Origin of the sequence: Ruegeria sp. Ofav3-42, assembly GCF_022347725.1 — a bacterium.
GTDB lineage: Bacteria > Pseudomonadota > Alphaproteobacteria > Rhodobacterales > Rhodobacteraceae > Ruegeria.
In genome coordinates, this window is sequence record NZ_JAKRGB010000031.1 from 1 (window position 1) to 20,990 (window position 20,990).

General features: G+C 56.9%; 21 protein-coding genes and 1 pseudogene. 10 read left to right on the top strand and 12 right to left on the bottom strand.

All coding sequences use genetic code 11. The annotated features are described in order from the left end of the window. Nucleotides 1-390: 390 nt before the first annotated feature. On the top strand, nucleotides 391-1,311 hold the full coding sequence (locus MHN28_RS23795) for a LysR family transcriptional regulator (protein WP_239345416.1): 921 nt from the start codon (nucleotides 391-393) through the stop codon (nucleotides 1,309-1,311). Here the strand turns inward: MHN28_RS23795 and MHN28_RS23800 are convergent. From MHN28_RS23800 to MHN28_RS23835, 8 genes are all read right to left on the bottom strand, one after another. Then, nucleotides 1,308-3,716: an FAD-dependent oxidoreductase gene (locus MHN28_RS23800; protein WP_239345418.1), complete on the bottom strand. Its 2,409-nt coding sequence runs from the start codon at nucleotides 3,714-3,716 to the stop codon at nucleotides 1,308-1,310. The genes MHN28_RS23795 and MHN28_RS23800 overlap by 4 nt on opposite strands. Beyond that, on the bottom strand, nucleotides 3,717-4,421 hold the full coding sequence (locus MHN28_RS23805; RefSeq protein ID WP_239345419.1) for a hypothetical protein: 705 nt from the start codon (nucleotides 4,419-4,421) through the stop codon (nucleotides 3,717-3,719). Between the two features lie 2 nt (nucleotides 4,422-4,423). Further along, a complete protein-coding gene (locus tag MHN28_RS23810) occupies nucleotides 4,424-4,858 on the bottom strand; it encodes an SRPBCC family protein (protein WP_239345421.1) in 435 nt (144 codons plus the stop codon). Nucleotides 4,859-4,869: 11 nt separating this feature from the next. Beyond that, nucleotides 4,870-6,375 (bottom strand): trimethylamine methyltransferase family protein, encoded by a 1,506-nt coding sequence (locus MHN28_RS23815; RefSeq protein WP_239345423.1) that lies wholly within the window; start codon nucleotides 6,373-6,375, stop codon nucleotides 4,870-4,872. A 232-nt stretch (nucleotides 6,376-6,607) separates the two neighbouring features. Next, complete coding sequence (locus tag MHN28_RS23820; protein ID WP_239345425.1) at nucleotides 6,608-7,447, bottom strand: DUF3626 domain-containing protein; 840 nt, start codon at nucleotides 7,445-7,447, stop codon at nucleotides 6,608-6,610. Nucleotides 7,448-7,626: 179 nt separating this feature from the next. Then, nucleotides 7,627-9,519, bottom strand: a complete 1,893-nt coding sequence (locus tag MHN28_RS23825) for an amidohydrolase family protein (protein ID WP_239345427.1) — start codon at nucleotides 9,517-9,519, stop codon at nucleotides 7,627-7,629. 114 nt (nucleotides 9,520-9,633) lie between these two features. Further along, the gene (locus tag MHN28_RS23830; RefSeq protein WP_239345428.1) at nucleotides 9,634-9,885 is read right to left on the bottom strand and encodes a hypothetical protein; all 252 of its coding nucleotides are present in this window, start codon (nucleotides 9,883-9,885) and stop codon (nucleotides 9,634-9,636) included. 415 nt (nucleotides 9,886-10,300) lie between these two features. Continuing rightward, entirely contained in the window at nucleotides 10,301-11,212 is a 912-nt protein-coding gene (locus MHN28_RS23835; RefSeq protein ID WP_239345430.1) for a LysR family transcriptional regulator, read from the bottom strand. A gap of 170 nt (nucleotides 11,213-11,382) precedes the next feature. Between MHN28_RS23835 and MHN28_RS23840 the strand changes: the two genes are divergently transcribed. From MHN28_RS23840 to MHN28_RS23875, 8 genes are all read left to right on the top strand, one after another. Further along, entirely contained in the window at nucleotides 11,383-12,399 is a 1,017-nt protein-coding gene (locus MHN28_RS23840; protein WP_239345432.1) for a TRAP transporter substrate-binding protein, read from the top strand. 70 nt (nucleotides 12,400-12,469) lie between these two features. Further along, nucleotides 12,470-13,006 carry a TRAP transporter small permease gene (locus tag MHN28_RS23845; protein ID WP_239345434.1) on the top strand — a complete coding sequence of 179 codons (537 nt, stop codon included), beginning with the start codon at nucleotides 12,470-12,472 and terminating at the stop codon, nucleotides 13,004-13,006. Between the two features lie 17 nt (nucleotides 13,007-13,023). After that, on the top strand, nucleotides 13,024-14,364 hold the full coding sequence (locus tag MHN28_RS23850) for a TRAP transporter large permease (protein ID WP_239345436.1): 1,341 nt from the start codon (nucleotides 13,024-13,026) through the stop codon (nucleotides 14,362-14,364). A gap of 17 nt (nucleotides 14,365-14,381) precedes the next feature. Further along, the gene (locus MHN28_RS23855; protein ID WP_239345438.1) at nucleotides 14,382-14,876 is read left to right on the top strand and encodes a universal stress protein; all 495 of its coding nucleotides are present in this window, start codon (nucleotides 14,382-14,384) and stop codon (nucleotides 14,874-14,876) included. A gap of 285 nt (nucleotides 14,877-15,161) precedes the next feature. After that, a complete protein-coding gene (locus MHN28_RS23860; RefSeq protein ID WP_239345440.1) occupies nucleotides 15,162-15,389 on the top strand; it encodes a DUF1127 domain-containing protein in 228 nt (75 codons plus the stop codon). Between the two features lie 51 nt (nucleotides 15,390-15,440). Next, nucleotides 15,441-15,644, top strand: a complete 204-nt coding sequence (locus MHN28_RS23865) for a hypothetical protein (protein WP_239345442.1) — start codon at nucleotides 15,441-15,443, stop codon at nucleotides 15,642-15,644. A 216-nt stretch (nucleotides 15,645-15,860) separates the two neighbouring features. Next, a complete protein-coding gene (locus MHN28_RS23870; protein WP_239345443.1) occupies nucleotides 15,861-16,196 on the top strand; it encodes a hypothetical protein in 336 nt (111 codons plus the stop codon). A gap of 9 nt (nucleotides 16,197-16,205) precedes the next feature. Beyond that, nucleotides 16,206-16,943: a M48 family metallopeptidase gene (locus tag MHN28_RS23875; protein WP_239345445.1), complete on the top strand. Its 738-nt coding sequence runs from the start codon at nucleotides 16,206-16,208 to the stop codon at nucleotides 16,941-16,943. A gap of 42 nt (nucleotides 16,944-16,985) precedes the next feature. On the opposite strand, the gene MHN28_RS23880 is transcribed toward MHN28_RS23875, so the two are convergent. The 4 genes from MHN28_RS23880 to MHN28_RS23895 are packed head-to-tail and all read right to left on the bottom strand — an operon-like array spanning nucleotide 16,986 to nucleotide 20,485. After that, on the bottom strand, nucleotides 16,986-18,125 hold the full coding sequence (locus MHN28_RS23880) for a saccharopine dehydrogenase family protein (RefSeq protein ID WP_239345447.1): 1,140 nt from the start codon (nucleotides 18,123-18,125) through the stop codon (nucleotides 16,986-16,988). 3 nt (nucleotides 18,126-18,128) lie between these two features. Continuing rightward, nucleotides 18,129-19,184, bottom strand: a complete 1,056-nt coding sequence (locus tag MHN28_RS23885; RefSeq protein ID WP_239345449.1) for a saccharopine dehydrogenase — start codon at nucleotides 19,182-19,184, stop codon at nucleotides 18,129-18,131. 14 nt (nucleotides 19,185-19,198) lie between these two features. Beyond that, entirely contained in the window at nucleotides 19,199-19,813 is a 615-nt protein-coding gene (locus MHN28_RS23890; RefSeq protein ID WP_239345451.1) for a glutathione S-transferase family protein, read from the bottom strand. A 21-nt stretch (nucleotides 19,814-19,834) separates the two neighbouring features. Next, nucleotides 19,835-20,485, bottom strand: coding sequence for a histidine phosphatase family protein (locus tag MHN28_RS23895; RefSeq protein ID WP_239345453.1), 651 nt, complete (start codon nucleotides 20,483-20,485; stop codon nucleotides 19,835-19,837). A 365-nt stretch (nucleotides 20,486-20,850) separates the two neighbouring features. Here MHN28_RS23895 and gcvT point away from each other — a divergent pair. After that, nucleotides 20,851-20,990: pseudogene (gene gcvT / locus MHN28_RS23900) on the top strand (glycine cleavage system aminomethyltransferase GcvT); the annotation flags it as partial.

A 20,990-nucleotide genomic window follows, 5' to 3' on the forward strand; every position in this document is an offset into this window, starting at 1 on the left:
CCCGCAACCAACTTCTAACAGCCCGTTCGATCTACAAACAGTCCACCGGACTGTCTGCTTAACGATCAAACATCGTCAGGCTCATAACCTGAAGGTCAGAGGTTCAAATCCTACTCCCGCAACCAACTTTAGCGAACAAAGTACCGAACAAGCCGCCCCTCGGCGGCTCTATTCGTTCTGAGATGCCCCTAACCGGCGCTGCCAGTGCACCTTCCAAATCAATCTGCACGCTATCCCGTTCATACTGGACCGTGACACGCTCAATCAGGGCAAGCGTAGCAAAAAACGCCAAACTTGGCCGCACCATGCCGATCCCGGATCGGATTCATGTTGACCAATGTCTATAGGTTTCTAACAAATCTCTATTGTGAATCCTATTCGGGGAAGACAATGGCAGAAGGTCCATTTCTTGATCTTCGACATCTCAAGATGATCCGGGCTATTGCGAGGCATGGGCGGGTGACCGATGCAGCAGAGGCGTTGGGTATTACGTCTTCCGCGCTGTCCCATCGCATCAGAGAAGCGGAACGACGGTTGGATCTGGTTCTGTTTACGCGCATGCACAAGCGATTGCGCATGACGCCGGCTGCTGAATATCTGGCCGAGATGGCGGATCGTGTGCTTGGTGAGATGGAACGCGCGGAACTTGATGTTCGACGTATGGATCGCGGCATTGCACATGTCGTGCGAATTTGCGTCGAAACCTACAGTTCGTATCATTGGCTGCCCGGCTTCAACACATATCTTCGGGATCACTTGCCGGATACCGAATTGCAGGTAACGGCGAATGTCGGGCGTGATCCTGTCCATGCCCTCATGAACCGCGATGTTGATCTGGTCATTGCGTCCGGGGATACCCAGCCAATCGGGACCTGCAATTTACCTCTTTTCTCTGACGAACTGCTGTTCGTCGTTGCGCCTGAACATCGCCTCGCAGGTAAGCCGTTTGTCGATGGTGTTGATATCGAAGGGGAAGAGTTCATTACCTATGCGTTGACGCCTGAGCCGGATCGCGAGTTCGCGCGCCTCTTTCGCCCGTCAGGCAGATATCCACGTTGGACGACGATGGTTGAACTTCCCGAAGCAATTGTGGAACTTGTTGCCGCCGGACAGGGAAGCAGCGTGTTGGCAGGTTGGGCTGTACGCCCGGCCATCAAGACCGGGCGACTTGTTGGTGCGCGCGTGGGCAAGAGCGGCATTGATGTTCCCTGGCAAGCCCTGATCCGCTTAGACGACCAACAAGTCGGTCCGATCCTGGAGGTTGCGAAGGCACTTGCCGATTGGTGCGCGGAGAACGGCGGGTTTGGCTAGGCCCTCAATCTGATGTTGTCGGGGTCATAGACGTGGTGGCTATGGCGTGTGGCGGTGCGCAACTCTCCGAAAGCCTGAATGTGACATGATTCTGTCATGGCCAATTTACCGTGCTCAACGTAACCAAGCGCCAAGAGCTTGCCGGTCCGATATCCCATTGAGACAGATGTAAGATAGCCAATGACCTTCCCGTCTTTGATTATCGGATCTGAGGGCATCGGCTCTGGTCCCGGGTCGTTGATCTCCAATCCAATGAACTCCCATTCGGCGTCGGTCTGCCCCTGTTGAAAAACGGCATCGCGGCCTAGAAATTCGCCCTTCGACAAGTTGGCAAACTTCGACAGACCGGCATCGTACAAGGTGTATTCGGTGCCGAAGTCAGCGCCCCAGCCGTGATAACCCTTTTCGATCCGCATCGCGTTTAGTGCATAGGAGCCAAAGTTGCAGATGCCATGTTCTGCACCGGCCTGCCAGATCGTGTTGTAGAGCGTCACCAGATCGTCTGATGCGACGTGCAATTCCCAGCCCAGCTCGCCGACGTAACTGACCCGCAGAGCTGTAACGGAGATACCCGCAATCTCGATTTCCGCGACGCTCATCCATGGCGCATTCAGATCGGCTGACGTCAGAGGCAGAAGCAAATCGCGGGACCGTGGCCCCATCACCAGCAACGCGCCGTCCCTGTCATAGCCCTGACTCAGAATTGCATTCGCCGAGCCGATGTATTGGGAAACCCAGTCAAAGTCCCGATCCACGGCCAGTGTCGGACCGCAGAGCAGAAACCTGTCTTCGGCCAGTCGCGCGATCGTTGCTTCGGACCAGATGCAGCCCTTTGGTGTCAGCATGTAGGACAGCCGGACTCGGCCAACAGGCGGCAGAGCACCACAAACCAGCCGGTTCAGAACATCGGCTGCATCCGGCCCTTCCAGTACGTACTTCGTGAAACCGCCGTGATCCATGATCCCGACGGCATCGCGTACAGTCTCACATTCCAGCCGGACGGCATCCTGCCAGGGTTCATGCCCGAAGCTGAGCTCGCCGGTGTCTTTGATGTCGTCCCGTTGGAACCAGAAGGCGCGCTCCCACCCGCCGATCTGTCCCATCACCGCGCCCTGATCCCGCAGGTGGTCGTAGAGAGGGGTTTGGTTGACGGCCCGCCCGGATGACATGATCCGGCGCGGGTAGGGAATGGCATATTGCAAATCGTAATGCTCGGACGCCCGGGCCGCGGCATAGTCCTGAGTGGCCCAGTTGCCAAAGCGGCGCGGGTCCCAGGCGGACAGATCCCACTCGGTTTCTCCTTCTGTCAGCCATTCGGCGATGGCTTTGCCGATCGCGGCAGAATGAGTGATCCCGATTTGAACGCCGGTCGCATGATAGAAGTTCCGTACCCCGCCCGCCGGTCCGACCAGCGGCAGCGCGTCGGGCGCGTAAGGGATGGGACCATTCACAAAGCGCTGCGCGCCCGCCTCGGCCAGTATCGGCACATGAGATGCGGCGGCTTCGAACACCTCCATCATCCCATCAATGTCATCGGCAAACAGCTGGTGGTCAAAATCCTCGGGCACACCATCCTGCCAAACCGGCCGCCCTTCATGCGCGTATGAGCCCAGCAACAAAGCGTTGCGTTCCCGGCGCAGATAGAACCGAATGTCCGGGTCGCGGATGAGGGGGAAGAGTTCAGTATCTTCCTCCAACTGCGGCAACGCAGTTGTCACCATGTACTGATGTTCGAGCGTGACCACGGGAAGGTGCAGACCCGCCATCGCAGCGACCTTCGCCCCGCTTGACCCGGCAGCGTTGATCACTGTTCCGGCAACAAGTACGCCAGCGGGCGTATGAACTTCCCATTCCCCATTTGGCCGCTGGCTCAGCCCGGTTACACGGGTAAATCTGCGCACTTCGGCCCCCAGAGCGCGGGCATGTTTGGCAAGCGCCTGCGTCAACTGGCTGGGATCAATGTCGCCTTCATACGGGTCCAGAATGCCGCCAAGTACAGAGTCGTCCGCGTGCCAATAGGGGTGCATCTGCTCGATCTCTGCGGGTGAGAGCATCGATAGTTCAAATCCCGCCGATCGCGAAACACCGCAGAGATGTTGGAATAGTTGCATACGTTCAGGCGTATGCGCAGGCCAGATTGCCGATGTGTGCCGATAGGTGATCGGTGCCTCAGGATCCTCTGCCATTTCCTTGTACAGGGACCACGCATAGTTGCCCGCCCGCATCCCAAGCCAGGAGTTCGCGTAGGTCGGAATATTGCCAGCGGCGTGCCAGGTAGACCCGGCGGTCAGTTCGTTCTTTTCAATCAGGACGGTATCGGTGATGCCTGCCTTTGCCAGATGAAACAGAATAGCGGTTCCTACGGCCCCGCCGCCAATGACGACGACCTCAGCATGTGTGCGCATTCAGTATTGCTCCAACAGCTTGCCATATCCGGTGATTGGGTCGGTGATCCCGATGGCGCGCAACGTTTGCCAGTAGACGGCGGTGTTACAGGCGACGATGGGTTTGCCGTGGGTCTGCTCAAGCTCGGCAATCAACGACACGACCGGCAACGCGGTTCCGACCTGAAGAATGACATCGCAGTCAGACGCGGCGACCTGCGCGAAAACCGCGCGAATATCGCTGAGTGATGTTTCGCAGATCTCAGGTAAGGTCGGTGCCTCGGTGCCCTTGATCGCCACAACTTCGAACCCGGCGGCTTCGGTGTTGGCCCTGACTACAGCGTCGACTTCGGCACTGAACGGAGTCACTATGCCAACTGTTTGCGCGCCCAAGGTTCTCAGGGCTTCGTAGTCCGCCCCCGATGCCCCTAACACCGGGACTCCGACGTGGTTCGACACATCCTGACAGCGCGCTTTCAGCTTGTCCGGACCGCCCGGACCTGCATCTGTGGTCAGACCAACGGCGATGGCCGCTGGTTTGCAATCCATCAGTTTTGCGGCCTCATCCGGCAAGTCGTCCGAGATATTGTCCCCGCCGAGACGAAACCGTTGCATCTGATTGGTCACGCCCTCGGGGCGCAACAGTTCCAGTTCGGGTTGGACGACGGTGTTCATCGCCGGTGTCATGACGCCGATCACGGCGCGGGGGGCAAGTGTATCGGCCACTTTCAGTCTCCTTTCAGGAACGCGTTCAAACCGGTCATGCCGCCGATGTAGATCGCATCACCGACGATCTTCTCCATCTCGGCGCGATCAGCCGGGGCGCAATCAAACCAGCTTTCCCAAACCCCGAGCGTCTGGCCGGTATGTGTGATGGGTAAGAACCGGTGCGTTGCGACGTAGTGGGAAACCGGCAGGGGGCATTCAAGAATGTCGTAAGTATAGAAATGCTCGGCGTCCGAATGCGCCAGCAGGGTTTCACGAAAGATGGACCCGTCCGGAATGAACAGAGATCGGATCGTCCCTGTGGCAGTCGGAGCACCATTTTCCAACTCAGCCCGATCCACGCCCGGATTCCAGGCTGCAACGCCATCAAATCTGCGAACTGCGGACCAGACTTGATCGATCACGGCCTCGATGATCATGCTGCGAAATACGTGCATCTGGGTTCCTTTCATTGTTCAAGGCGAATGGGAAATCGTTTACGAATGCGTGCTTCGGCGGTGGCGCTTACATGAGTGGGTGGCGGGCCTGCCAGAATTTCTGAGACCCGTTGCTGCGCTCGATCCCAGACTGTGGGCCTGCCCGCATCGATCCAATCATCTACGCTTTGCCGGTCGGCGAGTGTGGGGTAGTAATAGTCGGATTTCATCCGGTTTAACGTCTCGGCTTCGCCCAGATAGTGCCCGTCCTGAGTGACCACGCGTTCAACGGCTGCCAGATCAAGTGTGGCATCCGACACGTCTATTCCTTTGATCGATCGCAGGATGGCCCCGCACATGTCATCGTCGATGACCATTGCCTCGGGGCTGGCGACCATGATCGAACCCAGCATCCCGACAGAAAGGTTGATCATGTCCGCGCCTGCGTGCCCGGCCAGGGCGACTGTATAGCCCTTTTCATACCCGGCCTGTGCGTCCACCAGTTTGGAATCCGTCATGCCTGCGGATACCGTGGATGGCAGTCCGACATGCGCCAGCAACTGGGCCGCAGCCGCGTTGGCGATGGCTGCCTCGCCGCCACCGCCGCTCATTGCGCCTGTGCGCAAATCGGAGATGAATGGCATCAGAGCATAGATGCAGGGCGCACCCCGTTGAATTCCATCGACCACGACCAGCCCGGCAAGGCATTCCGCCAACCCCTGCGCCAGCGCCCCTGCCAGGGTAACGGGACTGGTCGCACCGGCCTGCCCGGCCGAGCAAATCTGCGGGATCATACCGGCCTCCAACGCCTTTTCGAGCATTTGGACGCCTTCCGCAGCAAAGGTCAGCGGGGGCACGACGTGCACGATGACCGCCATGCAAAATGGTCTTTCGCGAAATGCTTCGGGATGTCCAAGCGCCAGGTCGAACATCTCGACAATAGGGGCGATGTGTTCCGCGTCACAAAAGCTGATGCCGATTGGTTTGGACGTTGCTTTCATACAGGCAAAGGCCGAGTTGATGTCCAGTTCGAACGGGTCCGACAGGTTGCGGGCAACGACCGGGCGCAGCCCGTAATGGATGTTTGGCGATGCGTCCAGAACACGCATCAGATCGTAAAGGTCCTCTAAATGGCTGTCGCGGTATGTATGGCTTGTACCATCCAATACCTGTACGGCCGCACCGCCAGTGCCAATGTGTACGGTTCCGCCACCTATCCTCAGATCACGTCCGGTGAAAAACCCCGGCAAGTTCACATGTCTGGTTGCGTTGGCAAGGGCGCGCAGGACCATCTCTTTCGGGAAACATAGCCTGCCATCACCGCGCCGTTGTGCACCGCGGGCCAACGCCCTGTTAGCGGCTTGCTCTGGCAGCCCGGCCATGCCAACGGTTGCCAGGATGTCAAACGCATGGTCCACGATCCTGTTGACGTCCTGCTCTGACAGGGGGCGTAATTTGCCGCCAGCATAGAATTCCGTGGCACCTGAATGGTCGGTGCCGGATATCTGGTTCTGCCGCTTTGTCGAACGTCGCGCCATTCTCTCTCCCATGCCCGGATATTAGACGCGAAAACCGGGCGTTCGAAAATTCAATTATTCGGGGGAGATGGTGAATTGTTTTCACGCAAATGCCAGAACTCTCTCCGGTCGGTAGGAATTGCTGACCAGCGCGAACCCGTCGGCCGTCATCGCAGCGTATTCAGCTGCAGCCAACGAAGCCGGTTTCCGTCAGAGCTTCGCGTTTCAAGTCAAAAAACCGATCCAGAGGTGATCACTGACTGTTCAGCTTTCCGAACCTAGCCACACAGTGCCAGACCCGTTTCAGTAATTGTGGATCTGCCCCGCGATTCTTTCGGGCCAGTCCGATTTGCCGGGGCGCCAGACTATCGTTTTCGACAAGAGAGACGGCCATGTCAGCAGCACTCTGGCCACGAAACCCAATGCAATCGGTAATACAATCCGCGCTCAACCGATAACCGGAATGCCATTCGATCGGGCACTCTAGTTTCTGCGCTGCAACCTCGATTTCGGTATCTCTGTAACTTGGGTCCAATACGGCAGCCTCGACATCCTCAGCCAGGACCAGAGGGCCATGAACATGGGCTTCAATGTAGTCGTCCAGTTCGTCCAAAGACAGATCGTTATGCGCTGCCAGCGAAATCAAACTCATCCGGTCGGCCACACCGAAATTGGTCGGGTCGAAATAGCTGTCAGGATAGCAATAGGTTGAGCGTGACAGGACGTGGGGTCGCAATCGAAGATGACAGGACCCAAAGCGGGGTGAACCGCCTGTTTCAAACCCCAAATGGTTCAACGCGCCGTATTTGGGTCGCTGTGAGGGTTCGACATTATCGTATGCCGCTCCGAATATGCGGCTTTCCCAATCCCACCGATCCCCTCCGGGATGCGCTGTCAGACCGCCATTGCTGTTTCCGGTTTCGAACTGTGATCGATAAACGCATTCACGCGCGAGCACCTCAATCATCCACTCATTTCCATGCAACGCGTCCGGATGGAAGTTCAGTGTTACTTGAAAATGATCCGGAACTGGCGGACCACTAGATTTGCGGCGCACGTGATCAATCGCTTTTTGGGCGCTCGGTGGAAGCATGATGCTCTCGGTTGGATCAAAGAAAGTCTCGGTAATTGGATTTTACCTCGCCTGAAGTCTAAAGTTACAAACCCCACCAACTTAGGAATATCAAATTTGTCCCAGCAAGTGGTTTTGTTACGCACAGCGTCTTTGGCGGCAAGGCTTCGGTCGATTACAGATTGCTTGGCGCGCTCGGTCTATCTTGAGAGCAATGGATCGAACCGGTCGGATGTATCACCTCCCCATTTCGCCAGAACAGCCTCGGCCCAGTCACTTTGCGCCGTGGCCCGATCCTCAAGAACCCCGTGAACGCGACATAGGAACAGTTGCGAGTCGTCAAACCCGTTGGCCTGAGCAAACCAGTCCTGTACGGCGCTTTGCGCTGGCGGCAGCCCGGCAAGGCGTGTCGGCGCAGGTTCAGCAGGGGGCAGGTACGCCTCGTCATCGGTGATGTCTTCGATCAACGTCGGTCGTGCCCCGCCGCTATCGATGGCAAATGTGTTCAGCCATTGCTTGCGCGAAGCGGGTTCAAACTTGCCGGCGTCCTCGACCGGGAAACGGATTGCCTGCCCGGGAAAAACGTCCTTTTGAACGACGCTGTCCCGAACGACGATCTCTCCGTTCACCAATGCAAAAGGTATCCCGGTGGATGGCAGGCCATTGCTGCCATTCGAATAGGTTGCTTGTTCAGAGACAGTCTCGGGGTCGAAAATCGTGATATCAGCAACCATGCCTTCCTGCATCCGGCCACGCACTTTCATTGCCTGAAGACCGGTGTCGCCAAGGAATTTGGCGTGGTAATAGCTGAGTTGTGCCAGGGTGAAGATAAGCGGCACTTCGTTCTCGCGCGCCAAACGCAGGACGGTTGCATGAGTTCCGGCGGATCTTGGGTGCCCGGCATAGTCCTCGTACGGCGAGTCCCATGTTAACGGCTCACCTTTGGAATTGAGGCTTGGCATGCCATCCCCCGACACGGCAAAACCAGGTATCTTAATCCAGTCCAACAGCCATTGTTCCCGCGGTGGGCTGAAAGCGATCAGGGTGCGACCGGGTTCGGTCGCGGCAAATTCCTCGAACTCTTCACGGGTCACATAACGGTCGAGCTGAGGGTCGAAGATCGTTTCTTCGTACTTATAGCCCATATTGTCTTCCCAATTGGCCGGTGCGACGATCGAAGCGCCGTAATTCCCCGAACCTGCCGTCCAAGGGTAGTAGCTGGACCAGACGTTGTATCCCTTCGCGCGGGCCATCTGCATCTTTTCCTGATTTTCCCACCACCCATAGTCGTTGTCATGGTGGATATGCAGAGGCGCATCCAGCACCATCGCGTTTACCAGAAGTTCATTGACGCCGGTTTGCGATTCCGTTGGAGTCGACGCGCTGGGATGAAACCGGTGGTGTGCGGACGTCAGGCGGCCATACTTTGCAGCGATCTTTTGGGCTTCGAGCATTTCATAGGTCGTGATGCCCTCTCTGGCATACCCAATTGTTGAGCCAATGCCGATGGCGCCCTGCCGCAACCCTTCATCCAGAATCTGCGTGATCTGATTCATCTGATCCAGTGTGCTTTTGGTTGCAGACCAGCCATCGATGCCGTCCTCGGCGGCTTGCGCACGATGCACGGACAGTGTCAGGGGCATGGAAACGTCGGGGCCTTCAAGAGTCATCCCGTCATGGATACGCATGCGGGCATATTCCTGACCGACGACCGTGCCAAAGTTTGCCTGCGTTGTGCCCTTTCGCTTTGCGTACCATTCATCGATGTTCAGGGCGCCAAGTTCAAAATCCATCTGCGTGGTGACGCCATCGCGCAAGTTGACCTTGATACCCCAGGGATCAAGACCGTGTTGTTCAAGATCAATGAAACCCGGAGCAACGACATGCCCGGTCGCATCAATGGTTTCTTCACCTTCAATGAGTTCGTCTGTGATTTCGACGATCCAGCCGCCTGATATGCCAACATTGGCTATGGCGTCGAAACTTGTTTCAGGGTCCATGACCCGGCCATTGAGGATGACGACGTCGTAGGTTTGCGCATTTAACGCTGTTGCAAACACTGAGATCGTGATTGCCAGAAATTCCATCCGCATCGGGTGATCCTCCCTTTGCGGATACGATATTTAATATTCAAATTCATGCAACCGTGGCGGTTTTCAGAAGGTGCCGCTACCCAACTCTCACCCCCGCAGGAAGGGGGGCTCGCTTTAAGCCTGATAGTCTGGCCTCCAACTATCTTCGTACTCTCCCAAAACGCGGGACAGCTCCAACAATGAGGCAAATAGTCTGGCGTAGACATCCCGTGAGAGCATCGGTTTGTTGTCGTCCAGTACCTGCAACAGGTCAACCACGCCTGCGGAAAAGGTATCGTACACCTGTTTGTCCGCAGGTGTGGGGTCGAGGGTCCAGATGTCATGCTGGTTGTAGTACTTTACCGGCTGGGGTTCGTCGTCAATCATTTCGCGGCCTCTTCAGTATGAGGCTGACTTGGGAGGGAAGAAAACCCGTGCAAGGGCGATGGCGGGAATTCACAAGAGATTGGCGGCTGCGATAAAAGAATGCCCGGTCTGGAGCGAAAGCATGGATATATTGGGCACTGATCAATTCCCTGCCTTTGCGCCGCTTTTCGACAGCCAAAACACCGGAACAGACGCAAACCCTTCAGTGCAAGCCATTTATGCATGGCAACAAAGTCAGGCTGTTTCGCCAGACCAGTCAGCGCGCTTTGTCAGAAATTCATACGGCCGCCCCATGACCTGATCCACCGCGTGTGAACGCCAGGACAAGATCCCGCAGATCAACGAGGATAGTCTCTGGGCAGTCGCTGATGGCGTCCGAAGCAATTGAGAACGACGCGGCGGGTTTTGGTCAGTGTTATGTCTTTGAGTGTTCGCTCAGCAATACGTCCAGAAACAACTTCGTCACGCGCGTGGGCTCTGGCTGTTTTCTGGTGGCCGCGGCAAATCGGGTGCGATACTGGGTCTCGTTCGGCAGGACCTTCCGCATTTGTGCCTGGTTAACAAAGCTCTTTGCAAGGTGGTCTGGCAGATAGCCGAGGTAACGGCCCGACAGAATAAGAATAGCCAGCGCCTGTTCGTTCTGAACCTTGGCGGAACGGCGAAACCCCAGTTGTTGACCAACGATCAGATTGGGTGAGTTCACGCTGAGCCCAGCATAGTTGAACGCAAGCAGATCACTCGTCTTCAGTTCGTGATCAGGCATCTGGAACAAGGGGTGCTCCCGACCGCAATAAAGGAACATGTTTTCACCATACAAAGGCGCATAGTGAAGGCTCGTGGACGGGCGGTGCAATGCAATGATGCCGATGTCGAGCTGGCCGCTGATGACCATGGTCTCGATGACGTTCGGCGGCTCCAGCGACAATTCGATCTGAACCGACGGTGCGGCTTCGTTAAAACGATGAATGGCACGTGCAAGGCGAGAATCCGGGTTCGACGCACATTGGTCGAACAACGAGATGCGGATCGTTCCTCCCAGTTGTTCCTTGATCTCGCTCACTTCATTTCGGAACTGCGACACCGACACCAGCAGGTGATCTGCCGCCTGCAGAACTTTTGCTCCGTCTTCGGTCAGAGAAAATCCCGCAGGCCCTCGATTGCAGAGTTTCAGGCCCAGCCGCAGTTCCAGATCGGTAATGTGTTTTGAAATTGTTGATTTACCGATGTTCAGTTCAACTTCGGCCGCAGATAATCCGCCGCTTTCGACAACCGTTTTAAAAACCCTCAGCAATCGGATGTCGCTGTCGCCGATGCGTGATGCAACCATTTTCCCACCAGTTCATAAGGTTTGATATATATGAAACCTATCGCGCAAAGAATAGCAACATAGAAACACCCATCACGAGCTAGTCTCTTGGGGCCGAGGCAGAATCGGACCGTTCATCTCTCCCCAGAACGGCGCGCACCTCGAAACCTGATAAAACTGGGAGGACATCTATGTCATTCATCAAAAAGCTTGGCACCATGACTGCCGCCGTATCCGTGGCGGCCCTGATGGTTGCGGGCGCAGCAGACGCAAAGAACTTCAAGATCGCGGTTGGCGACAGTGCGGGCAGCCCGCAGGAAGCAACCGGCAAGTTCTTTGTCGAAGCACTCGAGGAGAAGTCCGGTGGCGCGCACACCGGTACGCTGTTCCTGAACGGTCAGCTGGGTTCCGAACAGGACACCGTGAACGAAGCGGCCATTGGCACGCTGGACATGTCGCTGCTGGCGATCAACAACGTCACGCCGTTCTCGCCTTCGGTTGGCGTGTTCACTCTGCCCTACGTCATCCTGTCGCTGGAAGACGCGGAAACGCTAACGCAAGGCCCGATCGGTCAGGAACTGACCGAAAACACCCTGCGTGACGCAGGTGTTCGCATCATCGCGTGGACCTATACCGGTTTCCGTCGCCTGACCAACTCGAAGAAGCCTGTAACTTCGGTTGCCGACCTGCAGGATCTGGTTATCCGCGTTCCCAAGAACGAGATCATGATCGAAACCTACAAGTCCTGGGGCATCAACCCGACGCCAATGGCCTGGTCGGAAACCTTCACCGGTCTGCAGACCAAAGTTGTTGACGGTCAGGACAACCCGTACATGACCATCAACGCGATGAAGTTCTACGAAGTACAGGACCACGTCACCAACCTGCGCTACATCTTCTCGATCGAGCCGCTGATCATCTCTGAAGCAGTGTTCCAGAGCCTGAGCGAAGAAGATCAGGCGCTCATCCTGGAAGCAGGTCAGGAAGCAACCGCCAAGTCCGCACAATTCCTGCGCGACTCGGAAGCTGCGATCAAGGAAGAGCTGATCGCAAAAGGTATGGAAATCGTCGATCCTGAGAACGACGAAGCCGAGTTCATCGAACTGGCAACCACTGCTGTTTGGCCTCAGTTCTACGAGTCCATCGGCGGTGTCGACAAGCTGAACGCAGTTCTCGAAGCCATCGGTCGCGACCCGGTCCAGCAATAATCGCCGCAGAGCGATAAAAGAAAAGAGCGCTTCGGCGCTCTTTTCATCTCAGGGAGGAGGGAATTCCGATATGTTCTGGAAATTTCTGGACAATATAGAAAGTGTCATCTGCCGGGTCCTATTATCCGGCTTCGTCTGTTTGCTGTTCGCACAAATCATCGCGCGCGAAGTCTTCGGCTTTTCGATCAGCTGGATCGAGGAACTCTCGGTCTACATGTTCGTATGGTTCGTATATTTCGGCGCCAGCTACGCCGCCCTGAAGGGTGCGCATAACCGGGTGACATTCCAGTTCAAGTTCCTGCCCGACCGCTACATCAAGTATATCGAGGCTTTTGCCGATCTCTTCTGGCTCTTTTTCAACGTCTACTTCCTGTATCTGGCGACCGACTTTGTCTTCAACAAGATGAACAAGTTCTGGAAATCCCAGACCCTGGGGATTGAGATGAAGTATGTCTACATGGTGCTGCCCATCGCCTTCGCGCTGATGACCGTCCGCATCATTCAGGTGAACTACCTGCGCCTGGTCAAGGGTGAAGACATCCACGATCCCGATCAGATTGACCTCGATGAAATCAAAGCTGCCACCGAAGCAGCCAAGCACGACTGAGGCAGGGAGGAAAAACCATGGAATCCGAAATCGTCACAATCCTGTTTGGATCGTTTCTTCTGCTGCTGCTCATAGGTGCACCGATCACGGTTGCTCTGGGCGTGGCTTCGCTGTTCTCGTTCCTGTATCTGGGCGATAACCCAATCAAATTCGTGCAGATCGCCTTTACCTCGGTGGGTGCGTTCCCGCTTATGGCGCTTCCTGCCTTTATCCTTGCCGGTGCCCTTATGGAGGCGGCCGGTATCTCAAAACGCCTGATCAATGTTGCGGAAAGTCTCGCCGGTCCGTTCACCGGCGGTATCTCGGCGGCGACGGTTATGGCCTGTCTGTTCTTCGGCGCTATTTCGGGCTCGGGCCCGGCAACAACCGCGGCCGTGGGGATGCTGATGATCCCAGCAATGATCGACCGTGGCTATGAGCGCGGCTATGCCTCTGCGATTACCGCTTCTTCCGGCGGCCTCGGGATTATTATTCCTCCCTCCATCCCGATGGTGATCTTCGGCATTGCCGCGCTCGGTATGGCACCGCCAATCGAAGCGGTCGAGAAATTCGGCACCTTCCAGTCGGTCTCGATCTCGAAACTGTTCATCGCGGGTTTTGTTCCGGCCTTCCTGATCGCCACCAGCTTGCTGATCCTGAACTTCTTCATGTCGAAAAAGCGTGGCTACAAAGGTGTGGCCGAAGGTTGGTCGATCCGCCACGTGGGTTGCGAGATGTACCGCGGGTTCTGGTCGCTGATGGCTCCGCTGGTGATCCTGGGCGGCATCTACACCGGCTTCTTCACACCGACCGAGGCTGCGATCGTTGCGATCTTCTACACGCTGTTCGTTGGCGTGGTCATCTACCGCGAACTGACATGGCAGTCGCTGTTCCAGTCGCTTGAAGCCACAACCTGGCTGACCGGCCGCGTTCTGCTGATCCTGTTCACCGCGACCGTGTTTGGCCGCCTTCTGGTGGAAAACCAGATACCGGCGATCATCGCGGACTCGATGCTCAGCTTTACCGACAACCTTTATGTGATCTGGGCCCTGATCATCTTCTTCCTGCTGTTCGTCGGCATGTTCATGGAGACGCTGGCAACCATCCTGATCCTGGTTCCGGTGATGTTGCCGGTGGCCTATTCGGTAGGCATCGACCCGATCCACTTTGGTGTGGTGATGGTCTGTACGCTGGGCATTGGCTTCCAGACACCGCCACTGGGTGAGAACCTGTTTATCGCATCGGGCATCTCAAACATAACTATCGAGCAGATCTCGCTGCGTGCACTGCCCTTCGCAGCGGCCAATACAATCGCGATCTTCATCATCGCGTTCTTCCCTGAGCTGTCGCTATGGCTGCCAAGGTTGTTAGGCTACTGACCTGAAAGGATGACGATATGAAACAAATGGTGACAAGTATCCTGTTCGCTACCGATCTGTCGGAAAACTCGGGTCACGCCATGCGCAATGCGGCCAGCATTGCGATGGCAACGGGGGCGGAGATTCACGTCCTGCATGTGAACGAACCCCTGTCCGAGGACGCCAAGATCACGATGGACATGTTCATCCTGAACGAGGAAACACGCAGAACCGCCTCCAAGCGCCGCCACGAAATGGTGCGCAAGGTCCTGGCCGAGCGACAAGCCAAGTTCTGGGCGCAGTTCGAAGGCGAAGACGCGAAGATCCGTGACCAGGTGACTTCGATTGAAGTCACCGACGGACACCCGGCTGAGGTGATCCTGAGGCGCTCGGTCGAGATGGGATGTGACCTGATCGTATTGGGCGCACATGACCACGGCTTTTCGCACACGTTCCTCGGCACGGTGGCCAAGCGCGTTCTGCGCCGGTCAAAAATCCCGACGCTGATCGTGCCGAACCCGGACAACGTCTAAAACCCCCTTGGGCCGCTGCACGACGCACTGTGTGGCGGCCCATTTCGTTTCACGGCGTTCAATGACATTGTAGACACGTGCTCCCTGTCTCGGACGCCGCCCCCATCCCGCATTTAAGTGCAGACCTTGATCCCGACGTCTGCAAGCTGACCAAACCCAGCCAGGGTTCAACGCGCCGATGGGCGTGTTAACAGACCTTAATGCTACGGTTTCCTCTCCTTAAGAACCGGTTCCTTTATTTGAGTTGTGACTGAAACCGCAATTCAAAATCAGGAGGAGAAGACAATGCAAGCCACACAGACCGTAAAACCGAACCGCAATGTATTTGCCACCATGTTTGCAGATTACGCGGAAGCAAGAACCGAGCAATTCCGCCGCAATATCTTCGCAAAAACCGTGCGCGAGCTCGAACAGTTGAGCGACCGTCAGTTGCGTGACATCGGCGTCCCTCGGGATGAAATCAAGCAGCGCGCATATCAGAGCGTTTATCACGGTGCCCCTTATCGGCAGTGATGATTTGCCTGCGAAAGGCAGCCGTGTAACTCATCCAGGAGGTAACAAGTAATGTTTGATGTCATCCCCCCAAGCAAGCAACCGGCCCCTTCGGAAAGTGCGCTGCTGTTGTTCGACCGGGCCATGCAAATACGTGCGATCAGCGCCGACATCGTCCGCGCTGCACAGTATCTGAACGGCTTTTCCGATCAGGAGCTGTCAGAGCTGGGCATAAACCGCAGCGACATCGAGGATACGATCCGCCGCTACATCTGAAGGCAATTGCCTATTTCAGACCGCAAAGGCCATTCCGACGCAGTTCGGTGTGGCCTTTTCCTTTCGTGCATCTATCCGCACACCAGAAGTGAAATTAGACACGCGAACCAAAATGCCACGTGCCGCAGAAATTGCAATGGGGTAGGAACGCGGGTGCCATGGACAACTCCAAAATTGTCATCCAAGGCTTTGGCAAATATACATCTGGTTGTTTGCATGAAATCGGATCCCATTTCCCAAGCCCCGAAACGCAGGTTTTCTTTCGTCAGAGTGCTAACCATTCTGGTCATATTGGCGACTGGCGCGCTGCTCTTCCTTGGAGAAAAACGCCGTGAACTGGTATCCGTTTACAGCCAAAGCTCCGGAGATCCGCAGACCGCGTTGGCGGCCTGTGATGACTTGTTGAACTGGAAAGATTGGGAACCCTCGAGCCGATCCCTTGTTTATCGGCACAAGATGCGTGTTTACCTCTCGCAGGGGGATCGCACAGCAGCGTTGGAGGAGGTCGAACTGGCAATAACTGCCGATCCGGAAAGCCAGGTGCCGTGGTAATGGAAAGCGTTGATTTATGCCCGCGCGAAGGACTATCCGCCGGCCTTGGTGGCCATAGACAAAGCGTTGGCTCTGGCGCCTGGTGATGATTATTCACTGGAAACAAAAGCCAAACTGTTGCGGAGTATGGGCCGTTGGGACGATCTGGAAGTTCTGGTTGATAATGCTGTCACCAATTTTGACGTAGGGGCCTGGGCCTGGAGATATTCAGGCTATTTCAAATTGCGTGCGAAAGAGTATCGAGAATCCGCCCTGGCATTCGCCCAGGCGGTAAGGCGTGATCCCGGTAATGCGTATCAACGCAGAAAGTTCTTCGAGGCGTGTCGAGAAGCCGGACCTGACTGCCCGCCACTGTTTCCGGAGCGGCGCGCCAGCTATCCTGTTTTGAGCTGCGACGAAGCAATACGGAAATGGGGTGAACAATATCCAAAGTTTGTCGAGACGATGGCTCGGGAATCAGGCTACGAAAACCTTGATGAGTACTTTGAGAAGGGTGGTGTGCACGCCAAGGTGACGCTGCAGGCGATTTTATTTGGGCCAGCAATGTCGGTTCTGACAGACTTCCCCTCAGATTCAGCGGCGCGGTTTGTCTTAGAAAATCGCGTGTTCGAATGTGTGAGTGGCGGTTTGTTTGTGCTTCCAGACGGTCATGCCGATGAGGCGCAGTTGAAGTTAATGAACGAATACATCTGGGGGCTAGAGCTGCGTAGAAATCTTGTTGATCTGGCGCAGGCTGCTTTGAATTGAAGGCACCACCCCGAATGTGGCCGGGGCGGTGCCAGCAGCAAATTATAGGTGATCCACAACTTGCAAATGCTGTGCCAGCTTATCGATCTCGGCCATCCAGTCGGCGACCAGTTTAGGATCGCTGGGCGCTGCGTGCACACCTACGGGGATTGCCCGGTTCAATACGGCTTCAACGGCCAGTGAAACCGGGATCGAGACCAGACGCGCCATAGCCGTGCCGCGCGCGTCGCCCCAGGCGTCCATCACATAGGTCTTGTGCCAGACAGGGATGCCGTCCTTTTCTGCCTTCAGTCCAACGCACAGAACTACGCGGTCCGGTTCACCTTCATCATAGGCGTTTTCGTCCCAGAACTGGTCGGACATCTCTTTCAGCCGGGCATCGCCTTCGGGGCCGGAGAGGGATTCGATCTCGGCAAATACATCCGACCATGCGTCGGCCCAGCCATTCAGGCGCAGGGTGCCGCGAACGAACTCCTTGACGGTCCAGTGATCCTCGAACTGGTACTCTGTCATGAACGGCAGAGAGTCGCGGTTCGGGTAGACCTCAAAGCTTTCGGGCGTCGGCAGGGGCGCGATATAGCTGCTGATTGCATCCCACGGGCGGGCGACATCCAGCGGGGCATAGTCGCGGATCGATTTGGACGGCGAGCGCAGCGCCTTGAGGACACCCAGCGGCGACCAACTGAACTTGTAGCGGAACGGGTTGGGGTTCTTCGGGATGCCGCCGCAATACGAGATGAAACTCAGGTGGTTCTGCGGATCAAACGCGTCCGAGGCACGGTAGTCTGCGACCAGCGCGTGCGCCATCAGGTGATCGATGCCCGGGTCCAGCCCAACCTCGTTGACCAGCGCCACGCCAGCTTCGCGCGCTTTGTCGTCCAGCGCGCGCATCTCGGGTGCGATGTAAGAGGATGAGACGAAATTGGCTTCTTTCGAAATCGCCAACTCGGCCAGAGGCACATGCCAATCGCCCGGCAGCATCGAGACGATGACGTCGCCCTTTTCCAGCACCGCAGCCAGAGCGTCGATGTCGAAGGCGCGGATGTCGTCGGTCAGGTCGCCGACCTCGGCCCTTGCCTTGTCGACAGTCCGGTTCCAGACGGTGACTTTTTGCCCGTTTTCGATCAGGCGACGCAGGCCGGGGATGGCCGACAGGCCGGTGCCACACCAGTGAATCGTCATCGTTCAGATCCCTTCGATATGAGTTTTGTAAGTCTCTGCCGCCCGGCCCCAGACGCCGCCGTCCAGATCGGTCAGGGTCAGCAAGGTGGGCAACAACTGTGCCGCGTAGTCTTCCGAGCTTTCGACCGGCAGCATCGACGGCAGGTTGTCGATCGCCATGACGTCCATCACCGGGTCGGTCGCCACGCGCAGGGCAGGTGCGTCCCACGTAGTGGCGCGGTCATAGACCGGCACCGGGTTGTAATCGCTGTCCGGGTCGCAGGCGACATCGCCAATGGCCGTCAGGCCACGCGGGGCGGCTAATGCTTCGCGCGGCACAAAGACCGGCGTGCCGGGACGGGCGAAGATGCAGTTCAGGAACAGGTCGTGATCCAGAATTTCGGGGAAAGGTCCGCCGCAGGCGGTTTCGGCCATGTCCCATTTGGTGACTGCGACGCCCATTGCTTCGCACAGATCGGCGGCACCTGTGCCGACGCGGCCCAAAGCGCCGATCACGATGGCGCGGGGGCGATCCGCACCGGTGGCGTCCAGTTCCGCCAGTAATTCCGCGTTCAGCGCGTCTTTGCCGGGGTACACACCCACGGGCGGACATTCCTCACCCCGTTGTTGCGCTGCCCATGTCTTCAGTGTCACCGCAGCGCCGGCGTAACCCGCCCAGTACCCAAAGGCCGCGACGCGGCGGCCATTTTCGTCGACGAGGTATTCCAAGTCATAGAGGGTACCGCCACCCGCCTTGAACCGTTCCAAAAGGGCGCGACCGGAGTGTTGTCCCTTGTAGGCATGCCCGAACATGATATGACGGTGGGGCAGGGGCGTGCCGTCTTCAGGCAGTTCCTTCAGACCGAAGATGATCGCATCCTGCGGTGCATCGGGCCAGGAATTCTCGGGCGCGACCTCGCATCCCACCGCCGTATATCCATCGATCGGGATAGCGCGAACATGGCTTTCCTCGACTGTTACACGAATGCCTGCTGCAATCAGAGCCGCAGCCCCGTCGGGCGTCAGTCCAACCCGTTCTTCGTTCGGGCGCTGTTCTGCCCGGACCCAGAGATGTGTCATGCGTCGTCCTTTAATCAGAGCATACCGGCGGCGCGGACCGCCTGAACCGAGGCGCGTGCTTCCATCGCCTCGCGGAAAGCGAGAATTTTGGGAAAGGCCGGGACATCCACGCCGTCACCTTCCAGCCAGCTGCACACCACGTACAGATACGCATCCGCCAGTGAAACCGTATCGCCCAGCACGAATGGCCCGCGCAGACCATTCGACACGATGTATTCACAGGACGCCGTCATTGTCTGCGCGACCTTGTCGGTCATGTCTTTCCAACTGGCTTTCTTGTCAGCCCAACGGTGACCCCGCAGCTTGTGCGCGTGGTTCACGTGCATGGTCGAGGCCAGATAGTACATGACTTCGCGCATCCGGGCGGCCATCACCGGGTCCTCGGGCACCAGACCCGCTGCCGGTGCTACCGCAGCGACGTATTCCAGCAATGCACCGGTTTCGGTCAGGATACCACCGTCAACGACCAAAGCCGGCACCCGGCCTTTTGGGTTGATCTGCTTGTATGCCGGTTTGGTCTGTTCCCCTTCGGCGAAATCCAGGCGAACCGGCTCATATTCAAGGCCGGCTTCCTCCAAAGCGATGGCAACGGCCACCGAAATGGTACGAGGGGCATAATAAAGCTGCATCAGTGGTCCTCCGAACTTGGTTTACAGATGCGTCTGCGCAAACTGCCTGTCGGGCGCTTCAAGATGCGGAACCGCATTGAACAGGACAGGACTCAGCTGCGCGCCAATCGGGTGCAGACGATGCATTGAGGTATTCATGATGGCAAGAGCCACCCTTGCCATTGCCGGTATGTCCAGTCCCATCGCCTGCCGCACGACCATCGAAATCAACCCGCCCGAGGTCACGACAATGGCTGGCCCTCCATCTGTTCCGATGTCGCGCAGTGCGTCCGAGACACGGGATTCGAATTCTTCGAACGTCTCTGGCGTATCCTCGATCTCGCCCCGGGCCCAGGCTGCGAACGTGCGGGGCAGGTGTTCTACAAACCCTTCACGGTCGGTTGGCACCGCGACGCCGTGCTGCTCTTCGTACAGCTTTGCAATGTTAAAGTATTCGATCTCGTTGAGGCGGGGGTCACGCGTCGGCTCGGGCAGACCCATGCTCGCCGCAGTTTCCACATGCCGTGAAAGGGTTCCGCAAAAGACGCGTGGATAAAACGATTGCGTGTCCTGCAGATGTGCGCCCAGCCAACGCGCCTGCTGATGACCCAGATCGCTGAGCTTGTCATAGTTTGCTTCGTCTCGCGCAGCGGTGTTTGCCTGCCCGTGACGCACCAGTGTTATATGTGCCATGGCGTCCCCTCTTGCGCGAAGTCTTAGGGCAGGTTCGGGTCAGGGACCAGAGCGGTTCGGCAGGACTTTGACAAAAATCAATTCCTTGGCTCGGATGTGTCGGTACGCCGCAGAATATCGCCCATGGATCAGTGTGCCCAATGTTGCCTAACGGAAAAAAGTTTCCTATAGGATACATGGCCCCCGTATGCGGCCGTATACACCTTTTTGCGACGCCAGCTTTTGGGGGCCGATTGATGGCTGACGGTTCAATCCTGTTGACTTGCTGCACAGTACTAGGAACCTTGGTGTCAAGTTACGGCAGCACAAACTTACGTTGCGATTAACGCGGCGATTTTATCAAGGTCTTTAGAAAGGTCTCTGCCATGTCTAACGCATTGAAACGCACGCCTCTTTACGATTTACACGTTGAGTTGGGCGGTAAGTTGGTTGATTTTGCTGGGTGGGAGATGCCTGTTCAGTATCCGTTGGGGATCATGGGGGAGCATAAGCAGTGTCGTGAGAA

Excerpts from the sequence above, each read along its gene's own strand:
- MHN28_RS23830 (WP_239345428.1), bottom strand. The coding sequence starts at position 9,885 with ATGATTGACGACGAACCCCAGCCGGTAAAGTACTACAACCAGCATGAC.
- MHN28_RS23835 (WP_239345430.1), bottom strand. The coding sequence starts at position 11,212 with ATGGTTGCATCACGCATCGGCGACAGCGACATCCGATTGCTGAGGGTT.
- MHN28_RS23880 (WP_239345447.1), bottom strand. The coding sequence starts at position 18,125 with ATGACGATTCACTGGTGTGGCACCGGCCTGTCGGCCATCCCCGGCCTG.
- MHN28_RS23810 (WP_239345421.1), bottom strand. The coding sequence starts at position 4,858 with ATGCACGTATTTCGCAGCATGATCATCGAGGCCGTGATCGATCAAGTC.
- MHN28_RS23845 (WP_239345434.1), top strand. The coding sequence starts at position 12,470 with ATGTTCTGGAAATTTCTGGACAATATAGAAAGTGTCATCTGCCGGGTC.
- MHN28_RS23825 (WP_239345427.1), bottom strand. The coding sequence starts at position 9,519 with ATGCGGATGGAATTTCTGGCAATCACGATCTCAGTGTTTGCAACAGCG.
- MHN28_RS23855 (WP_239345438.1), top strand. The coding sequence starts at position 14,382 with ATGAAACAAATGGTGACAAGTATCCTGTTCGCTACCGATCTGTCGGAA.
- MHN28_RS23865 (WP_239345442.1), top strand. The coding sequence starts at position 15,441 with ATGTTTGATGTCATCCCCCCAAGCAAGCAACCGGCCCCTTCGGAAAGT.
- MHN28_RS23885 (WP_239345449.1), bottom strand. The coding sequence starts at position 19,184 with ATGACACATCTCTGGGTCCGGGCAGAACAGCGCCCGAACGAAGAACGG.
- MHN28_RS23870 (WP_239345443.1), top strand. The coding sequence starts at position 15,861 with ATGAAATCGGATCCCATTTCCCAAGCCCCGAAACGCAGGTTTTCTTTC.
- MHN28_RS23850 (WP_239345436.1), top strand. The coding sequence starts at position 13,024 with ATGGAATCCGAAATCGTCACAATCCTGTTTGGATCGTTTCTTCTGCTG.
- MHN28_RS23795 (WP_239345416.1), top strand. The coding sequence starts at position 391 with ATGGCAGAAGGTCCATTTCTTGATCTTCGACATCTCAAGATGATCCGG.
- MHN28_RS23860 (WP_239345440.1), top strand. The coding sequence starts at position 15,162 with ATGCAAGCCACACAGACCGTAAAACCGAACCGCAATGTATTTGCCACC.
- MHN28_RS23820 (WP_239345425.1), bottom strand. The coding sequence starts at position 7,447 with ATGCTTCCACCGAGCGCCCAAAAAGCGATTGATCACGTGCGCCGCAAA.
- MHN28_RS23815 (WP_239345423.1), bottom strand. The coding sequence starts at position 6,375 with ATGGCGCGACGTTCGACAAAGCGGCAGAACCAGATATCCGGCACCGAC.
- MHN28_RS23890 (WP_239345451.1), bottom strand. The coding sequence starts at position 19,813 with ATGCAGCTTTATTATGCCCCTCGTACCATTTCGGTGGCCGTTGCCATC.
- MHN28_RS23840 (WP_239345432.1), top strand. The coding sequence starts at position 11,383 with ATGTCATTCATCAAAAAGCTTGGCACCATGACTGCCGCCGTATCCGTG.
- MHN28_RS23895 (WP_239345453.1), bottom strand. The coding sequence starts at position 20,485 with ATGGCACATATAACACTGGTGCGTCACGGGCAGGCAAACACCGCTGCG.
- MHN28_RS23800 (WP_239345418.1), bottom strand. The coding sequence starts at position 3,716 with ATGCGCACACATGCTGAGGTCGTCGTCATTGGCGGCGGGGCCGTAGGA.